This is a genomic window from Fulvivirga sp. (assembly GCF_040220315.1).
Taxonomy (GTDB): Bacteria; Bacteroidota; Bacteroidia; order Cytophagales; family Cyclobacteriaceae; genus Fulvivirga.
Genome location: NZ_JAVJUY010000278.1, coordinates 12,944 through 28,013, shown reverse-complemented (window position 1 = coordinate 28,013; position 15,070 = coordinate 12,944). Strand labels below are relative to the sequence as shown.

17 protein-coding genes are annotated in these 15,070 nt (G+C 37.4%); 10 read left to right on the top strand and 7 right to left on the bottom strand.

The genetic code is table 11. The features are described 5' to 3' along the window. Window positions 1-36 precede the first annotated feature (36 nt). A complete protein-coding gene (rplS, locus tag RLO81_RS14025) occupies window positions 37-390 on the bottom strand; it encodes a 50S ribosomal protein L19 (RefSeq protein WP_350112786.1) in 354 nt (117 codons plus the stop codon). 198 nt (window positions 391-588) lie between these two features. Between rplS and RLO81_RS14020 the strand changes: the two genes are divergently transcribed. Both RLO81_RS14020 and RLO81_RS14015 read left to right on the top strand, forming a co-directional pair. Continuing rightward, window positions 589-1,020: a hypothetical protein gene (locus RLO81_RS14020; RefSeq protein ID WP_350112783.1), complete on the top strand. Its 432-nt coding sequence runs from the start codon at window positions 589-591 to the stop codon at window positions 1,018-1,020. A gap of 6 nt (window positions 1,021-1,026) precedes the next feature. After that, window positions 1,027-1,224, top strand: a complete 198-nt coding sequence (locus tag RLO81_RS14015; protein WP_350112780.1) for a hypothetical protein — start codon at window positions 1,027-1,029, stop codon at window positions 1,222-1,224. 24 nt (window positions 1,225-1,248) lie between these two features. Here RLO81_RS14015 and RLO81_RS14010 read toward each other — a convergent pair whose 3' ends face one another. Genes RLO81_RS14010 through RLO81_RS13995 form a run of 4 tightly spaced genes read right to left on the bottom strand, consistent with a single transcriptional unit; the run spans window position 1,249 to window position 3,962 of the window. Further along, window positions 1,249-2,076, bottom strand: coding sequence for an ATP-binding protein (locus RLO81_RS14010; RefSeq protein WP_350112777.1), 828 nt, complete (start codon window positions 2,074-2,076; stop codon window positions 1,249-1,251). Window positions 2,077-2,124: 48 nt separating this feature from the next. Then, the gene (gene trmD, locus RLO81_RS14005; protein WP_350112774.1) at window positions 2,125-2,790 is read right to left on the bottom strand and encodes a tRNA (guanosine(37)-N1)-methyltransferase TrmD; all 666 of its coding nucleotides are present in this window, start codon (window positions 2,788-2,790) and stop codon (window positions 2,125-2,127) included. After that, complete coding sequence (gene rimM, locus RLO81_RS14000) at window positions 2,787-3,314, bottom strand: ribosome maturation factor RimM (protein WP_350112771.1); 528 nt, start codon at window positions 3,312-3,314, stop codon at window positions 2,787-2,789. The genes trmD and rimM overlap by 4 nt, the downstream gene beginning before the upstream one ends. Before the next feature lie 6 nt (window positions 3,315-3,320). After that, a complete protein-coding gene (locus tag RLO81_RS13995; protein ID WP_350112768.1) occupies window positions 3,321-3,962 on the bottom strand; it encodes a 30S ribosomal protein S16 in 642 nt (213 codons plus the stop codon). A gap of 261 nt (window positions 3,963-4,223) precedes the next feature. Here RLO81_RS13995 and RLO81_RS13990 point away from each other — a divergent pair, with 261 nt between their 5' ends. The 6 genes from RLO81_RS13990 to RLO81_RS13965 all read left to right on the top strand — a co-directional run bounded on the left by RLO81_RS13990 (window position 4,224) and on the right by RLO81_RS13965 (window position 12,323). After that, entirely contained in the window at window positions 4,224-6,944 is a 2,721-nt protein-coding gene (locus RLO81_RS13990) for a 2-oxoglutarate dehydrogenase E1 component (protein ID WP_350112765.1), read from the top strand. A gap of 26 nt (window positions 6,945-6,970) precedes the next feature. Beyond that, on the top strand, window positions 6,971-8,530 hold the full coding sequence (odhB, locus tag RLO81_RS13985) for a 2-oxoglutarate dehydrogenase complex dihydrolipoyllysine-residue succinyltransferase (protein WP_350112762.1): 1,560 nt from the start codon (window positions 6,971-6,973) through the stop codon (window positions 8,528-8,530). Between the two features lie 35 nt (window positions 8,531-8,565). Continuing rightward, on the top strand, window positions 8,566-8,913 hold the full coding sequence (locus RLO81_RS13980) for a four helix bundle protein (RefSeq protein WP_350112759.1): 348 nt from the start codon (window positions 8,566-8,568) through the stop codon (window positions 8,911-8,913). 67 nt (window positions 8,914-8,980) lie between these two features. Then, complete coding sequence (lpdA, locus tag RLO81_RS13975) at window positions 8,981-10,381, top strand: dihydrolipoyl dehydrogenase (protein WP_350112756.1); 1,401 nt, start codon at window positions 8,981-8,983, stop codon at window positions 10,379-10,381. A gap of 76 nt (window positions 10,382-10,457) precedes the next feature. Then, the gene (locus tag RLO81_RS13970) at window positions 10,458-11,078 is read left to right on the top strand and encodes a rhomboid family intramembrane serine protease (protein WP_350112753.1); all 621 of its coding nucleotides are present in this window, start codon (window positions 10,458-10,460) and stop codon (window positions 11,076-11,078) included. 18 nt (window positions 11,079-11,096) lie between these two features. Beyond that, window positions 11,097-12,323, top strand: coding sequence for a M14 family zinc carboxypeptidase (locus tag RLO81_RS13965; RefSeq protein WP_350112750.1), 1,227 nt, complete (start codon window positions 11,097-11,099; stop codon window positions 12,321-12,323). A 57-nt stretch (window positions 12,324-12,380) separates the two neighbouring features. Here the strand turns inward: RLO81_RS13965 and rpmA are convergent, their stop codons facing one another. Next, window positions 12,381-12,638 (bottom strand): 50S ribosomal protein L27, encoded by a 258-nt coding sequence (gene rpmA / locus RLO81_RS13960; protein WP_350112747.1) that lies wholly within the window; start codon window positions 12,636-12,638, stop codon window positions 12,381-12,383. A 9-nt stretch (window positions 12,639-12,647) separates the two neighbouring features. Then, complete coding sequence (gene rplU / locus RLO81_RS13955) at window positions 12,648-12,959, bottom strand: 50S ribosomal protein L21 (RefSeq protein ID WP_350112744.1); 312 nt, start codon at window positions 12,957-12,959, stop codon at window positions 12,648-12,650. Between the two features lie 220 nt (window positions 12,960-13,179). Between rplU and RLO81_RS13950 the strand changes: the two genes are divergently transcribed. Together RLO81_RS13950 and RLO81_RS13945 are read left to right on the top strand one after the other, a co-directional pair. Continuing rightward, entirely contained in the window at window positions 13,180-13,683 is a 504-nt protein-coding gene (locus RLO81_RS13950) for a hypothetical protein (RefSeq protein ID WP_350112741.1), read from the top strand. Between the two features lie 375 nt (window positions 13,684-14,058). After that, complete coding sequence (locus tag RLO81_RS13945; protein WP_350112738.1) at window positions 14,059-15,045, top strand: ribonucleoside-diphosphate reductase small subunit; 987 nt, start codon at window positions 14,059-14,061, stop codon at window positions 15,043-15,045. Window positions 15,046-15,070 lie beyond the last annotated feature (25 nt).

Here is a 15,070-nt window from a genome sequence, read left to right as displayed (position 1 = left end):
TGATCAACCCTTTTTTTATATCTTGTGTAATTTAACTTACAGCTTTTCTTTAATACGAGCAGCTTTACCTTGTCTACCTTTCAAGTAGTACAATCTTGCTCTTCTAACTTTACCTTTTCTAACAATCTCGATTTTCTCGATGCTAGGAGATAAAATTGGAAAAATTCTTTCTATACCAATACCGTTAGACACTTTTCTTACTGTAAATGTCTCACCTGCTGTGTTTGGGTGTCTTCTTTGAATTACAGTTCCCTGGAATTGCTGAATTCTCTCTTTGTTACCTTCCTTAATTTTAACGTGCACGTTCACAGTGTCACCAGCCTTAAAATCAGGGTGAGTTTTTGCTTCTTGGTTTAATTCAGCTTCAACTGCTTTTATGATCTCGTTCATGATATTATATATCTAAAAGTCTCTTTTCCGAAAATTGGAGTGCAAATATAGTAATTAATTGAATTAATAGACAACAGGGTAATGAAAATAATTAACAAAACAATCTCCGTTTGTTTAACTATTTATTTTAATGTTTAAACATTATTTATGTTGCCGTGTTTCTCCTATATACAAATGGTAAAATAAATAAATTAATAGATGGAACCAGAAATTCAAAATCAATTAAAGGAAATGAAGGCATTTAAAAATGCGAAAGTATCACTTGTGGCTGACAAGAACACCTTGGTTGTTGCTGCAACGGGTAATTACATTACTATTGATGAATTTAAATCAATATTCAATTACATTGGCGACCTTGTAAAGTCACACAAGGCAACCAAATTAGTATTCGATAAAAGGAAACTAAATGTATTCCATCAGCCTTCTATGGAATGGTATTTTGTAGAATGGAAGGAAAAAATGTTTGATTTGGGATTAAAAACCCATCGTAAGATACTTCCAGAAGATCAGGTATTTAGACAAAGTGTAAAAATTGGTAGGCAACAAATTGCAGAAAAATACCCTCACGGTAAATTTAATGAAATGGATATCCAATATTTCGAGAATTTGGATGAAGCTATTGAAAAATAAAAAAGTATGTCAAAACAGGAAATTGAAAAATTACTCGTTGAAGCTATTGATAAACTCAATGCGCTGGACATAAGTTACAACTCCCAGCTTACAGAATTAAAAGAGCGAATTGATTTTCTGGAAGAAATGGTCTCTTCACAAAAGAATATGCTTAAAGATTCTGTGGAATACATTAAGAAGATGGAGAATAAGGTATCGGCATAATAAAGGTAAATAAAGGTTGAAGAATTAATTTTCTTCAACCTTTTTTATTGGTAGCTCCATTGTAACAGTTGTTCCAATATTAACAGAACTAACTAAACTGATCTTCCCATTTAAAATTTCTACAGTTCTCTTACATAAATATAAACCCAATCCGGAGCCTTTAGATTTGGTACTCCCTCGATAAAACATATCAAAAACGTTGGACTGAACTTCCGAAGGAATACCTAAACCATTATCAGTAACCTGAATTTTGAGGTTATTTTGCTTAACACCTATCGAAACATCAACCCTTCCTTTCTCTGACCTAAAGTCGATGGCATTCTTTACTACATTATAGAGTAGTAACTTTATCCTGTCAGTATCTCCAAACACTTTTTCAGAAGATTGACTAAATGTTAATTTTACCTCATCAATCCCATTGTAACGCCCTAAGTCATTTAACACTTCTTCCCATATATTTACGAAGTTTAATTTCTCAGACTTCACCACATCAACAAGACTACTACTATACCTGGCGAGCATTTTCAACAAATGCTTCATATCTACTATGGATGCCTTTGATTTAGCGATATAGATATCCCTTCCTTCTGAGTCAAATTCTATTAGGGATAATAAACCTTCTAATGCGGTGATTGGTGTTTTTAAGTCGTGATAGCTTCGATAGACAATCTGATCAATTTCTTTGTTTCTTATATTTAGTTCTTCAAGTGTTTTTTCAAGCCGATCATTTTTGCTAATCATGGCTTCTACTGCCGCAGTCAATTCTTCATGCTGAGCTTGGAGCTCTTCGTTTCTATCTTCAAGTTCTTTTGCTCTTTCCGATAGCTCAGTTTTATAGGACTTTCTTTGCATAGTGTAATAACATGCAAATGGTCATTTGTTTTGATAAAGTTAAGTTTATTACTCTGGTCTCCGTAATTTGGTGCGCTGTACGGACTGCTCAAACCGCCAGTCTTCAATTTTCTTTTGATGCCCTGAAAGTAGCACATCGGGCACTCTCAGCCCTTCGAAATCTGCCGGTCTTGTATACACAGGAGGCGCCACCAAACCATCCTGAAATGAATCGGATAATGCAGAAGTTTCATCACCTAAAACGCCAGGCAATAATCTGATAATTGCATCAGAAACAACAGCTGCTGCTAACTCCCCACCCGACAAAACATAATCCCCGATGCTAATTTCACGCGTTATGAAATGTTCACGCACACGTTCGTCTACACCTTTGTAATGCCCGCAGAGAATTAATATATTTTTCTTGAGCGAAAGTTCATTAGCTATTCCTTGTGAAAAATTCTCGCCATCAGGGCTCATGTATATTATTTCGTCATACGCTCGTTCAGTCTTTAGCTTACGAATACACTTAGCAATAGGCTCAATCATTAATACCATACCGGCACCACCACCAAAAGCGTAATCATCTACCTTTTTGTGTTTGTCTTCAGAGTAATCTCTCAAGTCATGCACAACCACTTCAACCAATCCTTTATTTTGCGCTCTCTTTAGTATAGAATCATTAAAAGGGCTTTCTAATAATTTGGGCAAGCAGGTGATGATATCTATCCTCATGGCTCTAAATATACATCTAACAATCCTTCAGGCAAAGTAACATAAAGCACCTTCTCCTGATGATCAACCTTACCAATAATTTCATTATTAACCGGTATAAGCACCTCCTTATCCTGATATTCCATTACAATTAAATCCTGCATTGAGGTGGTCACCACATCTTTAATTATCCCCAACATACCCTTTTGGTTATCCTGAATGTGATACCCGTGTATTTCGTGATAATAAAATTGATCGGAATCTAATTTGGGAAGTGTGTTTAATGGGAGAAATAAACCACAAGATTTCAGCTCATAGGCTTCTTCATGTCCATTTACATCTTCAAACTTTATCACTGCTTTGTTTCCTCTGATCTGGATGGACTCAATAAAAAAAGGAACCAGTTTTTTGTTGATTTCAACGAAAACTGATTCCAATTCTGAGTATTCTTCAGGAAAATCTGCGTCAATAAAAGCGCTTATTTCTCCATGAGTTCCATGCTTCTTGATCACGTAACCTAATTGGTAACACGCATCAATATTCATGCTATTTTATTCTTCTTTTTTCTCTTCTTCCGAAGCTTCAGGAGCAGATTCTTCTTTTGCTTCTTCAGCCGGTGCTTCAGAGGTTTCTGCAGCAGGAGCCTCAGTTGTTTCCGCAACCGGTGCATCTTTGGTAGCTTCAGCAGTTACTTCTTCGGTTTCTTCTTCTGCTGGTGCATCAGCGGCAGCAGCTTCTTCAGCTCTCTTCTTAAGTGCTTCGGCTCTGGCTTCTTTCACCTTCGCTTCAGCTTCTAATCTTGCTTTCGCTTTGCTATCTGTATCCTTGGCAATTTGGTCTCTCTTCGCCTGAATCTTAGAATCTTTCTCAGCCAACCATGCCTCAAATTTCTTATCAGCCTCTTCTTGAGTGATTGCTCCTTTATTAACACCTATTTGTAAGTGTTTCTTTAACATTAATCCTCTGTAAGAAAGCATCGCTCTTACTGTATCAGTAGGTTGCGCTCCTTTCATTACCCAGTCAAATGCTTTCTCCTCATCCAATTCTATGAATGCTGGATCCGTGTTTGGATTGTAACGTCCAATCTTTTCAATAAACTTACCATCTCGTGGTGATCGGGCATCCGCTACGACTACATCGTACATTGCCTGTTTCTTTCGGCCTCTTCTGGCCAATCTGATTTTAACTGCCATTTTGTTTTTAAAGTTTTAAATAGTCGGATCACGTCCGATTTTAAAATTGAGGTGCAAAGGTACTATTTTTTTGATAATAACAACACATACACAAAACTATATATGCCTTGCTTGCCCGCTAATAATCATCACATTTTCAAGCGATAGCCTTCAATACACATAACTTATTGATTATCAGTAATATTTGTTTAACCGATTATACGGTTTTTTTATTGAATATTACTTATTTACCTTTGATTCGAAATTGGACAACCAAAACTAATGGATAAATATTCCTACATCGCAAATGCTCATGGAAATTACATCGATGAGCTTTATAAATCATATCAAGAAGACCCATCATCAGTAGACATCACCTGGCAAAAGTTTTTTGAAGGTTTTGAGTTCTCTCTTCAGAAGTACGGGGAGGAAGGCCCCGAGACTGGCGAAGGTGTTTCTTCAAAAGATATTCAAGTACGTAATCTGATACACGCATACAGATCACGTGGTCATCTAAAATCAGACACTAACCCTGTTAGACAAAGGCGAGATCATAATGTTAAGTTGAAAATTGAAGATTTTGGTCTATCTGAAAAAGATTTAGACACAGAGTTTGATGTTGGTGCTGGCATTGGTGTTGGCAAAGCGTCTCTGAAAAAAATTGTTGAGACATTAGATAAAATATATTTGAATCATATCGGCTATGAATATATGCATATTCGTGATTCAGAAATTTTAGATTGGTTTAAAGCTAAGTGCGAAAAGGAAGGTCTGGATGTTAATCCTGAAATGAAAACTAAAAGGCGAATTCTTCAGAAATTGAATGAGGCCGTAACTTTCGAAAATTTCCTCCATACCAAATTCTTAGGTCAAAAGCGCTTCTCTTTAGAAGGTGGTGAAAACACGATACCCGCTTTAGATAGTATTATTAATAAGGCTGCCGAATTTAATGTAAAAGAGGTAGTCATTGGAATGGCACATAGAGGTAGGCTTAATGTATTGGCTAACATTATGGGCAAAACCTACGAAGAAATATTCAGTGAATTCGAAGGCACTACAGATCCCGATCTTACCATGGGTGATGGTGATGTGAAATACCACCTCGGCTATTCCAGTAGAATAAAAGCGGAAAACGGTAATGATGTATATGTAAAACTCACTCCTAACCCTTCTCATTTGGAAGCAGTTGATCCTTTGGTTCTGGGTTATGTGCGTGGCCAGATAGATGATGAGTATGATGGTGACTTGAAAAAAGCCATGTCCATTCTAATTCATGGTGATGCCGCTGTAGCCGGACAGGGTATCGTATATGAAATTGTACAAATGTCTCAACTTCCTGGCTATAGAACCGGAGGTACTATCCACTTTGTGATCAATAATCAGGTTGGTTTTACAACGGATTATGACGATGCACGATCCAGCATTTACTGTACCGATATCGCCAAAATAATAGATGCGCCTGTATTACATGTAAATGGTGATGACCCAGAAGCAGTAGTTTTTGCATCAAATTTGGCAGTTGAGTATAACCAAACCTTTGGAAAGGATATTTTTATTGATCTTTTATGCTACAGAAGGCATGGGCATAATGAAAGTGATGAACCAAAATTCACACAGCCTAAACTTTATAATACAATAGCAAAACATCCAAACCCACGTGAGGTGTATGTTAAAACATTGACGGAAAGAGGAGATGCGAACGAAGAAGATGTTAAAAAAATCGATAAAGATTTTAGAGATCTTTTACAGGATCGATTAAATGAGGTGAAACAAAAACCACTCCCATATAAACCTCAAAAAGTAGAAGAAGAGTGGGAACAACTTCAACGCGCTTCAGCAAAAGACTTTGACTCTTCACCAGATACTTCTATAGATCAAAAAACAATTGATAAAGTAGCCAAAGCATTAACAACTCTACCTAAAGGGTTTAAGCCTATCAAGCAAATTGATAAGCTAATAAAGGATAGAAAGGTTAATTTCTTTGATAAGAAAGAAATTAACTGGGCCGATGCTGAACTACTAGCTTACGGATCATTATTAATCGAAGGCAAGTTTGTTAGAATGTCTGGACAAGATGTAAAAAGAGGAACATTTTCTCACCGACATGCAGTAGTGATGGATGCTAACACTAACGAAGCTTACTGCAATCTTGATCATATAGAAGAAGGTCAGCAGCCTTTTAGAATTTACAACTCCTTGCTTTCAGAATTTGGTGTTCTTGGGTTTGAGTATGGGTATGCTATGGCCACTCCAAATGCATTGGTAATCTGGGAAGCACAGTTTGGTGATTTTGCCAATGGTGCTCAGGTAATGATCGACCAGTTCATCACCAGTGCGGAATCTAAGTGGCAAAGAATGAATGGCCTGGTTATTCTTCTACCTCACGGATATGAAGGCCAGGGACCGGAACATTCCAATGCACGACCTGAACGCTTCTTGCAACTTGCTGCTGAAGAGAATTTAATAGTAACTAACATTACTACTCCAGCCAACTTCTTTCACATGTTAAGAAGGCAGTTGACCTGGAATTTTAGAAAACCGGCCGTAAACTTTGCTCCAAAATCCTTATTACGGCATCCGCTTGTTGTGTCTCCATTAGCCGATTTCACCAAAGGATCATTCAAAGAAATTATTGATGATACCTATGTTACTACTAAATCCGTAAAACGTGTTTTACTATGTAGTGGAAAAGTATATTTCGATTTATTGGAAGAGCAACAAAACTCCAAGAGAAAAGATGTTGCCATTGTAAGAATTGAGCAGTTACATCCATTCCCTAAAAAGCAGTACGAAGCATTGGTTAAAAAATACAAAGGTGCAGAGCTAGTTTGGGTTCAGGAAGAACCAGAGAATATGGGCTATTGGACTTATATTCTAAGAATCCTTAGAGACCCGAATATGAAAGTAATTTCTCGCAAAGCAAGTGCATCGCCAGCTACAGGATATGCCAAAGTTCATAAGAAAGAACAAGCTGATATTGTAGCGAAAGCATTTGAAAAATAAAATTGATATTATAAAACTACAAATAGATGAGTTTAGAAATTAAAGTTCCGGAAGTAGGTGAGTCAATCACTGAAGTAACTATTGCCAGCTGGCTAAAATCTGATGGGGATTATGTGGAGCAGGATGAAATAATAGCCGAACTGGAATCAGATAAAGCCACTTTTGAACTGCCTGCTGAAAAAGCCGGGGTTTTGAAGATTAAAGTTCAGGATGGAGAGACCGTTGATGTTGGCACTGTTATCTGTGAAATAGATACATCTGCCAGTGGTGGTTCTGATACGTCCGAGAAAAAAGAAGAAAAGAAAGAGTCTAAATCATCTAATAACAGCAAATCATCTGGTAGTTCTGAACCTGAAAAAACAGGTGAAGTAAAAGAAATGATCGTTCCTGCAGTAGGTGAGTCGATTACTGAAGTTACTATCTCTTCCTGGTTAAAAGAAGAAGGTGATTTTGTAGAGTTAGATGAAATTATTGCAGAAGTAGAATCTGACAAAGCAACATTTGAGTTGCCAGCCGAAGCAAACGGGATACTAAAAATCGTGGCTCAGGAAGGTGACACATTAGAAATTGGTGCCACTATCTGTAAAATAGAAGTAATGAGTGGCGCACCATCTTCTTCAGGTGCAGATGATAAAAAAGAATCCAAGTCAGAATCTGCAAGTGCAGGTAGTGATTCCTCTAGTTCAGATTCCTATGCCGCTGGTCATGCATCACCAGCTGCTGCCAAAATACTGAAGGAAAAAGGAATTGATCCAAGCACTGTTAAAGGAACTGGCGTTGATGGCAGAATAACAAAGGAGGATGCCGAGAATGCTCAAAAGTCAGCACCAAAAGCAGAATCTAAATCTGAGGAGAAAGAACAAGCTGCTGCACCTGTAGCAGGATCAAGAAATCAGCGTAGAGAGAAAATGTCTTCACTTAGAAAAACCATTTCTAAGCGTTTGGTTTCTGTGAAGAATGAAACGGCCATGCTTACCACATTTAATGAGGTAGACATGAAGCCGATTATGGACTTAAGATCTAAATACAAAGAGCAGTTCAAAGAAAAACATGGTGTGGGTCTCGGCTTTATGTCGTTCTTCACCAAAGCATGTTGCCAAGCATTACTCGAGTGGCCGGCTGTAAATGCTGCCATAGATGGAAATGAAATGGTTTATAACGACTTCTGCGATATCTCAATCGCTGTAAGTTCTCCAAAAGGATTGGTTGTTCCTGTTATCAGAAATGCAGAAGCGTTAGATTTCAAGGGAATTGAAAGTGAAGTAGTTCGATTGGCTAAAAAGGCTCGTGACGGCAAATTAAGTATTGAAGAGATGCAAGGAGGAACGTTTACGATAACAAACGGTGGAATTTTTGGATCAATGCTATCAACTCCGATTATTAATGCACCTCAATCTGCGATACTTGGTATGCACAATATTGTTCAGCGCCCGGTAGCAATCAATGGTCAAGTGGAAGTAAGACCCGTGATGTATGTAGCTCTCTCTTACGATCATAGAATAATTGATGGCAGAGAGTCGGTGAGCTTCTTGGTAAGAGTAAAAGAGTTATTAGAAGATCCTGCTAGATTAATGCTGGGAGTTTGATAGTACAGAGTATGAAGTAATGAGTACAAAGATATATGCATAAATATCAAGACCTTCTGGCATGGCAGAAGTCAATGAATTTGGTAGAATTGGTTTATAATTTAACTAATCAATTCCCATCCAAAGAACAGTTTGGGTTAATCGCCCAAATTAATAGATGTGCGATATCAATTCCTTCAAATATTGCCGAAGGAGCAGGACGAAATACTAAGGGTGAGTTTAACCAATTTTTAGGTATAGCAGTGGGTTCATTATTTGAGCTACAAACTCAATTAATGATATCTTCAAGGATCAATTACACTAATGAAGAAGATATAAATCCTTTATTAGAGTTGATTGAGGAAATCCACAAAATGTTATTTGGATTAAAAAAGAAATTATAAACACATTGAGTACACGATGAAATACTCAGTACATTGTACTTAGTACTCAATACTAAATACTAAAGAAATGCAATACGATGTAACTGTCATAGGATCGGGGCCTGGTGGATATGTAGCGGCAATACGATGCGCGCAATTAGGTTTAAAAACAGCCATCATTGAAAAATATGACACGTTGGGCGGTACTTGCCTGAATGTAGGTTGTATTCCATCCAAAGCTCTGCTTGATAGCTCTGAGCATTACTACAATGCTGTGAATCATTTTAAAGATCACGGAATTGACATCAATAAACCGAAAGTCAATTTCAAACAGATGATTGACCGTAAGGCAAGTGTGGTAAAACAAACCTGCGATGGTATCGATTTCCTGATGAATAAAAATAAAATTGATGTGCATCATGGAATGGGATCATTTGTGGACAAAAACACCATTAAAATAACTCCTGCAAAAGGTAAGTCCACTGAAATCACAACTGATAAAGTAATTATTGCTACTGGCTCCAAACCATCGTCACTACCCTTTGCCAAAATCGATAAGAAAAGGATTATTACCAGTACTGAAGCATTGTCTCTGTCTGAAATACCAAAGCACATGATTGTGATTGGTGGCGGTGTAATCGGGATGGAATTAGGCTCTGTGTATGCACGTATTGGCTCGCAAGTTACTGTTGTTGAATATATGGATCGGATTATCCCAACCATGGATAGTACCATGGGTAAGGAATTGACTCGTGTATCAAAGAAAATTGGAATAGATATTAAGGTAAGTCATAAGGTTACCTCCATTGAAAATATAGGCAAAGAAGTAAAAGTAAAGGCTGAAGATAAGAAAGGAAATACTGTAGAGTTTAAAGGAGACTATTGTTTGGTAGCTATCGGAAGAAGACCTTACACTGATGGATTGAATCTTGAAGCCGCAGGACTATCTGCCGATGACCGTGGAAGAATAGGTGTAGATGATCATTTGAGAACCAAGGTTGATAATATTTATGCGATTGGTGACGTAATAAGAGGTGCCATGTTAGCTCACAAAGCTGAAGAAGAAGGAGCATTTGTAGCAGAAACAATTGTTGGTCAAAAACCACACATTCATTACAAACTGATTCCTGGAGTTGTTTATACCTGGCCTGAAGTGGCAAGTGTAGGGTATACCGAAGAAGAACTTAAAGAAAAAGGCTCCGATTATAAAGTTGGGTCGTTCCCATTTAAAGCACTAGGAAGAGCTCGTGCTAGCATGGACGTTGATGGTGTGGTGAAAATATTGGCTGATAAAAAGACAGACGAAATTTTAGGGGTACATATAATAGGAGCACGAGCTGCTGATATGATTGCCGCTGGAGTTACAGCAATGGAATACAGGGCATCTGCTGAAGATGTTTCCAGAATGAGCCACGCACACCCAACCTATATGGAAGCTGTGAAAGAAGCATGTCTGGCCGCAACTGACAATAGACCTATACATATCTAGTTCAAAGTTTTAAGTTCAAAGTTCGTTGTGATAGAAACACTTCGAACTTTGAACGTTGAGCTTAAAAAACCCTCCTATGTCCATCACACTCATCATTGTAATCATAACTTCCCTTATAAGTTACAATGCCTTCAACAATACAACGTTGAAGGCAAAGTTTATTTTTAATCCATATACCATTATAAGAAACAGAGAGTACTATCGCTTTTTGAGTTCCGGCTTTATCCATGCAGATTTTATTCACCTGCTTTTCAACATGTTCGTATTGTGGATGTTTGGCAGTTACGTAGAACAAATATTTGCGGCAATTTATGGCATCACTGGTTATATTCTATATGTTGCCCTATATCTGTTGGGAATTATAATTGCAGATATTCCATCATTCCTTAAGCATAAGGATAGCCCTTACTATAATGCATTGGGTGCATCTGGAGGCGTGTCGTCTATACTTTTTAGCTTTATTATTTTTAACCCTACACAAGATCTTTGTCTGTACGGATTGTTATGCCTTCCAGGCTTTATCTGGGGTGTGGGCTATATTATTTACTCCGTGTATATGGGTAAGCGACAAGGTGACAATATCAATCATGATGCACACCTATATGGTGGCCTCTTTGGTATTGTGTTTACCATTGTTGCCGTGCCGGGTGTTATCCCAAGCTTTATAGAACAATTAAGAAATTTTAGTGTATTTTAAGAGTCATTCTTATAATACATGAAAATACTGACAGTAGTAATTTTACTAAGTTTAATAGCGAGTTGTAACCCTAGTCAAAATTACTCCACTGCGGCATATAACGATCCCTCGCGATCTGCGAAGAAAGGAAAAGAAGTTGAAGAACAGATCAAACGTGAATGGGCCGTTGACGGGATTACAGTATCAAATAAGTTTGATGGTGCCAGAATTAATGGATTCGATAAAGTAAATGATTCGTTATATCAGGCAATCATTACACCTGAAGATACATCCGTTCGCATGAGTCCATGGTACGCATTTAAAATCAAAAGTGATAAAAGTAAACGAATACGAGTGCATTTAAAATATACACAAGGTACTCATAGATATTTTCCAAAATACAGTAAGGACAGCAGAATATGGTTGCCATTAAGAAACTCAGACTATTATAATAAAAATGATAGTACCGTGTTAACACTTAATGTAGGTGAAGACTATCAATACATTGCTGGTAAAGAACTGGAAACATCATCAGACCTTTTACAATGGATGCTGTCCCTATCAGCCTATAGATATATTAAAATAGAACAGTTTGGTACAACCATCAAAGGGAGAAAATTAAAAGCACTACTTATAGCATTTCAAAAGCATCAGCCCACAATCATTATTATAAGCAGGCAGCATCCAACAGAGGTAAGTGGATATCTGGCGATGCAAGAATTTATCGAAAAAATAGCTTCCTATGGAGAACTAGCCACAGAATTTAGAAATAAGTTTTCCGTAATAGTAGTACCAATGCTGAACCCCGATGGAGTAGACATGGGACATTCTGAATTCAATGCTATGGGAGTTGACCTCACAAACGATTGGTTTTTGCATACCCAAACTGAAATAAATTCCTTTCAAAACTATGTTAAGCGCAAAAAACAAGCGTATGATTTAAACATTGTTCTGGCAATAGATTTTCACTCTACCGAGAAGGATCTGATTTACACCTTTAAAAATGATAAATATCCTAGTGAAATGAGTGTCATAAAACCATGGATTGACAGTATGACACAATATGTTAACAGCCAAAACATAATTGTGAATAAAGGGGATCCTAAATTACCAGTATCTGCTAATTGGTTTAAGCAGGAATTTAATGCCGAAAGTCTTATATATGAGGTGGGTGATGAAGTTTCTCGGGATTTAATTAAGAAAAAAGGAGATAAATCTGCTGAGGTACTTATGCAGCTGCTGCTTGAAAAATATAAAGAAAAATAAAACCCTGACAAAGCGTTAGCTTTCGTCAGGGTCAAATTTCTCAATTGGTAGCCTGTATTAGTTAACCTCTTCTACAGATACGTAAGAACGATCGTTTCTGCCTTTTTTGAAGTTAACGATACCATCTTTCAAAGCAAACAATGTATGATCTTTACCGATACCTACATTTACACCTGGATGGTGCTTCGTTCCTCTTTGTCTAACAATGATGTTACCAGCGATTGCCGCCTGTCCACCGTATATCTTAACTCCAAGTCGTTTACTTTCCGACTCTCTACCGTTCTTCGAACTACCTACTCCTTTTTTGTGTGCCATGGTGTTCTTTTATTTTTTAATTCCTTCGATTAATACTTTAGTGAAATCTTGTCTGTGACCATTTCTTTTCTTGTAACCTTTTCTTCTTTTCTTTTTGAAGACGATTACTTTGTCACCCTTAACATGTCCCAAGATTTTACCTGAAACTTTAGCGCCTTTTACTAGCGGTGCGCCAACTTCGACCTTCCCGTCATTGTCTACCAATAACACCTTGTCGAATTCTACGGAAGCGCCTTCTTCGCCCTCCATTAAAGGAGCATATACGAACTGGTCTTGCGTTACTTTGAACTGCTTTCCGGCTATGTCAACTATTGCGTACATTATATAACTGTTTTAAAAATAGGACTGCAAAGGTAATTCAATATTACAAAATATCAAACATCTACATATAAAATGATCAAATGCATCACAATAGGTCTTTTTGCTTGCATTTTTTCAAAAATAGCTATTTTGCTTGCTTTGCTTGCATTAATTGCTTGTATTGCTTGTTCTATTGAACTATCTTCGTCAGAATGATAAATAATTGCTTAAAACGCTTAATATGAAGTTTAACGTCCCAGAAAAGTATGCCGACCTCTACATCAAAGCATTATCTGAAAGAAAGGTTCAGCTGGAGAATCAAATAGAAAATTTTAAGCGTGAAATACTTGAGATAGAGAACCATATAAGCAACCTTACCAGCCTTTCTATTTTTAACGAGCAACATGATTATTCCGAGTTTGAAAAGAAGAACCTGGCGTATAGCAAAAACTGGCCTTGGACACGCAAAATAGCTTATTATCAGGACTTTATAGGTAAATTAATCTCATCTAATGAGGTAGTAGATTATATCATCGACAATGAGCCTAACTTGGACAAAATGAAGGTGCGAAGTTCTGTATCTGCTGCCCTTTCTAATGGAACCCGCTCAGGTAAATACACCAAGTTTAACGATCCTACCAGTGCCTCTACCTACTACGCCCCATCTGAATGGTTTGATAAATCTGGCCAGCCCTTGTTGGAATATCTGCCACAAGACCTGAAAAAGAGGCTGTTTGAAAGGTAATGCCAGATGTAAGATTCTGTGCACATTTGGTTGTTGATATTGCTTGCCGCTGTGGAAAACTTTTCAATAATTTTTCACCCTCATTTAAAGCCAAATTTGGGCTAAGTCATAATTAAACATATATAATTAACTTATTGTTTATCAATTAGTTATGAGATTATTGGATGCCAAATATACACATGCTTGTTCGGCTTTGATATTATCAAACCCTTTCTAATATTTGTGAAGTTGATTGATAAATACACCCTATCAATCATGGCTCACAGTCCCTTGTAACTTTTTGAGTCAAAATCAAGAAAAACGAAAAATCAGAACTAAGGAATTCAACCACTGATTTTTCTTAAATGTGTAATTAAGTAAACCTGAGAGAAGAAAATGAGTGAGACAGCTACCGCAACTGAACCAATACTACAAGAAAACGAAAATCGATTTGTATTATTCCCTATTAAGCATGACGATATTTGGGAATTTTACAAGAAAGCTGAAGCCAGTTTTTGGACGGCTGAAGAGATTGACTTAGGTCAGGATCTGAAGGATTGGGAAAAAATGACGGATGGCGAGCGTCACTTTATCTCTCACGTGCTAGCCTTCTTTGCTGCCAGCGATGGCATTGTAAACGAAAACCTTGCCGAGCACTTTGTTGCTGAAGTTCAATATACAGAAGCTAAATTCTTTTATGGCTTTCAAATAGCAATGGAGAATATCCACTCTGAAACTTATTCCTTATTGATCGATACGTATGTAAAAGACCCTAAACAAAAGGATAAGCTTTTCAACGCCATTGAAACGATGGACTGCGTGAAGAAAAAAGCTGATTGGGCTTTGAGATGGATCGATGAAGGTAACTTCCAGGAAAGACTAGTGGCTTTTGCTGCTGTGGAAGGTATATTCTTCTCAGGTAGCTTCTGTTCTATCTTCTGGTTGAAGAAAAGAGGCCTTATGCCGGGACTAAGCTTCTCAAACGAACTAATCTCAAGAGATGAAGGTCTACATTGCGATTTTGCTTGTCTGTTATACAACAACCACGTTCAAAATAAGCTGGACGAGCAAGTAATCATCGACATCATCAGGGATGCCGTTGAAATTGAAAAAGAATTTGTGACTGATGCTTTGCCTGTAAACCTTATAGGCATGAATGCGGAGCTGATGTGCCAATATATCGAGTTTGTTGCTGACAGATTATTAAATGAGTTGATTGGTAAGAAGATATATAACTCTTCTAACCCATTCGATTTCATGGAAATGATCTCGTTACAGGGCAAAACTAATTTTTTCGAGAAGAGAGTGGGCGATTACCAAAAGGCCGGAGTAATGAAAGGCAACGAGGATTCGAACAAGTTCTCTTTAGATGAAGATTTTTAATAGCTGAATTTTTTAAACTTTTTAA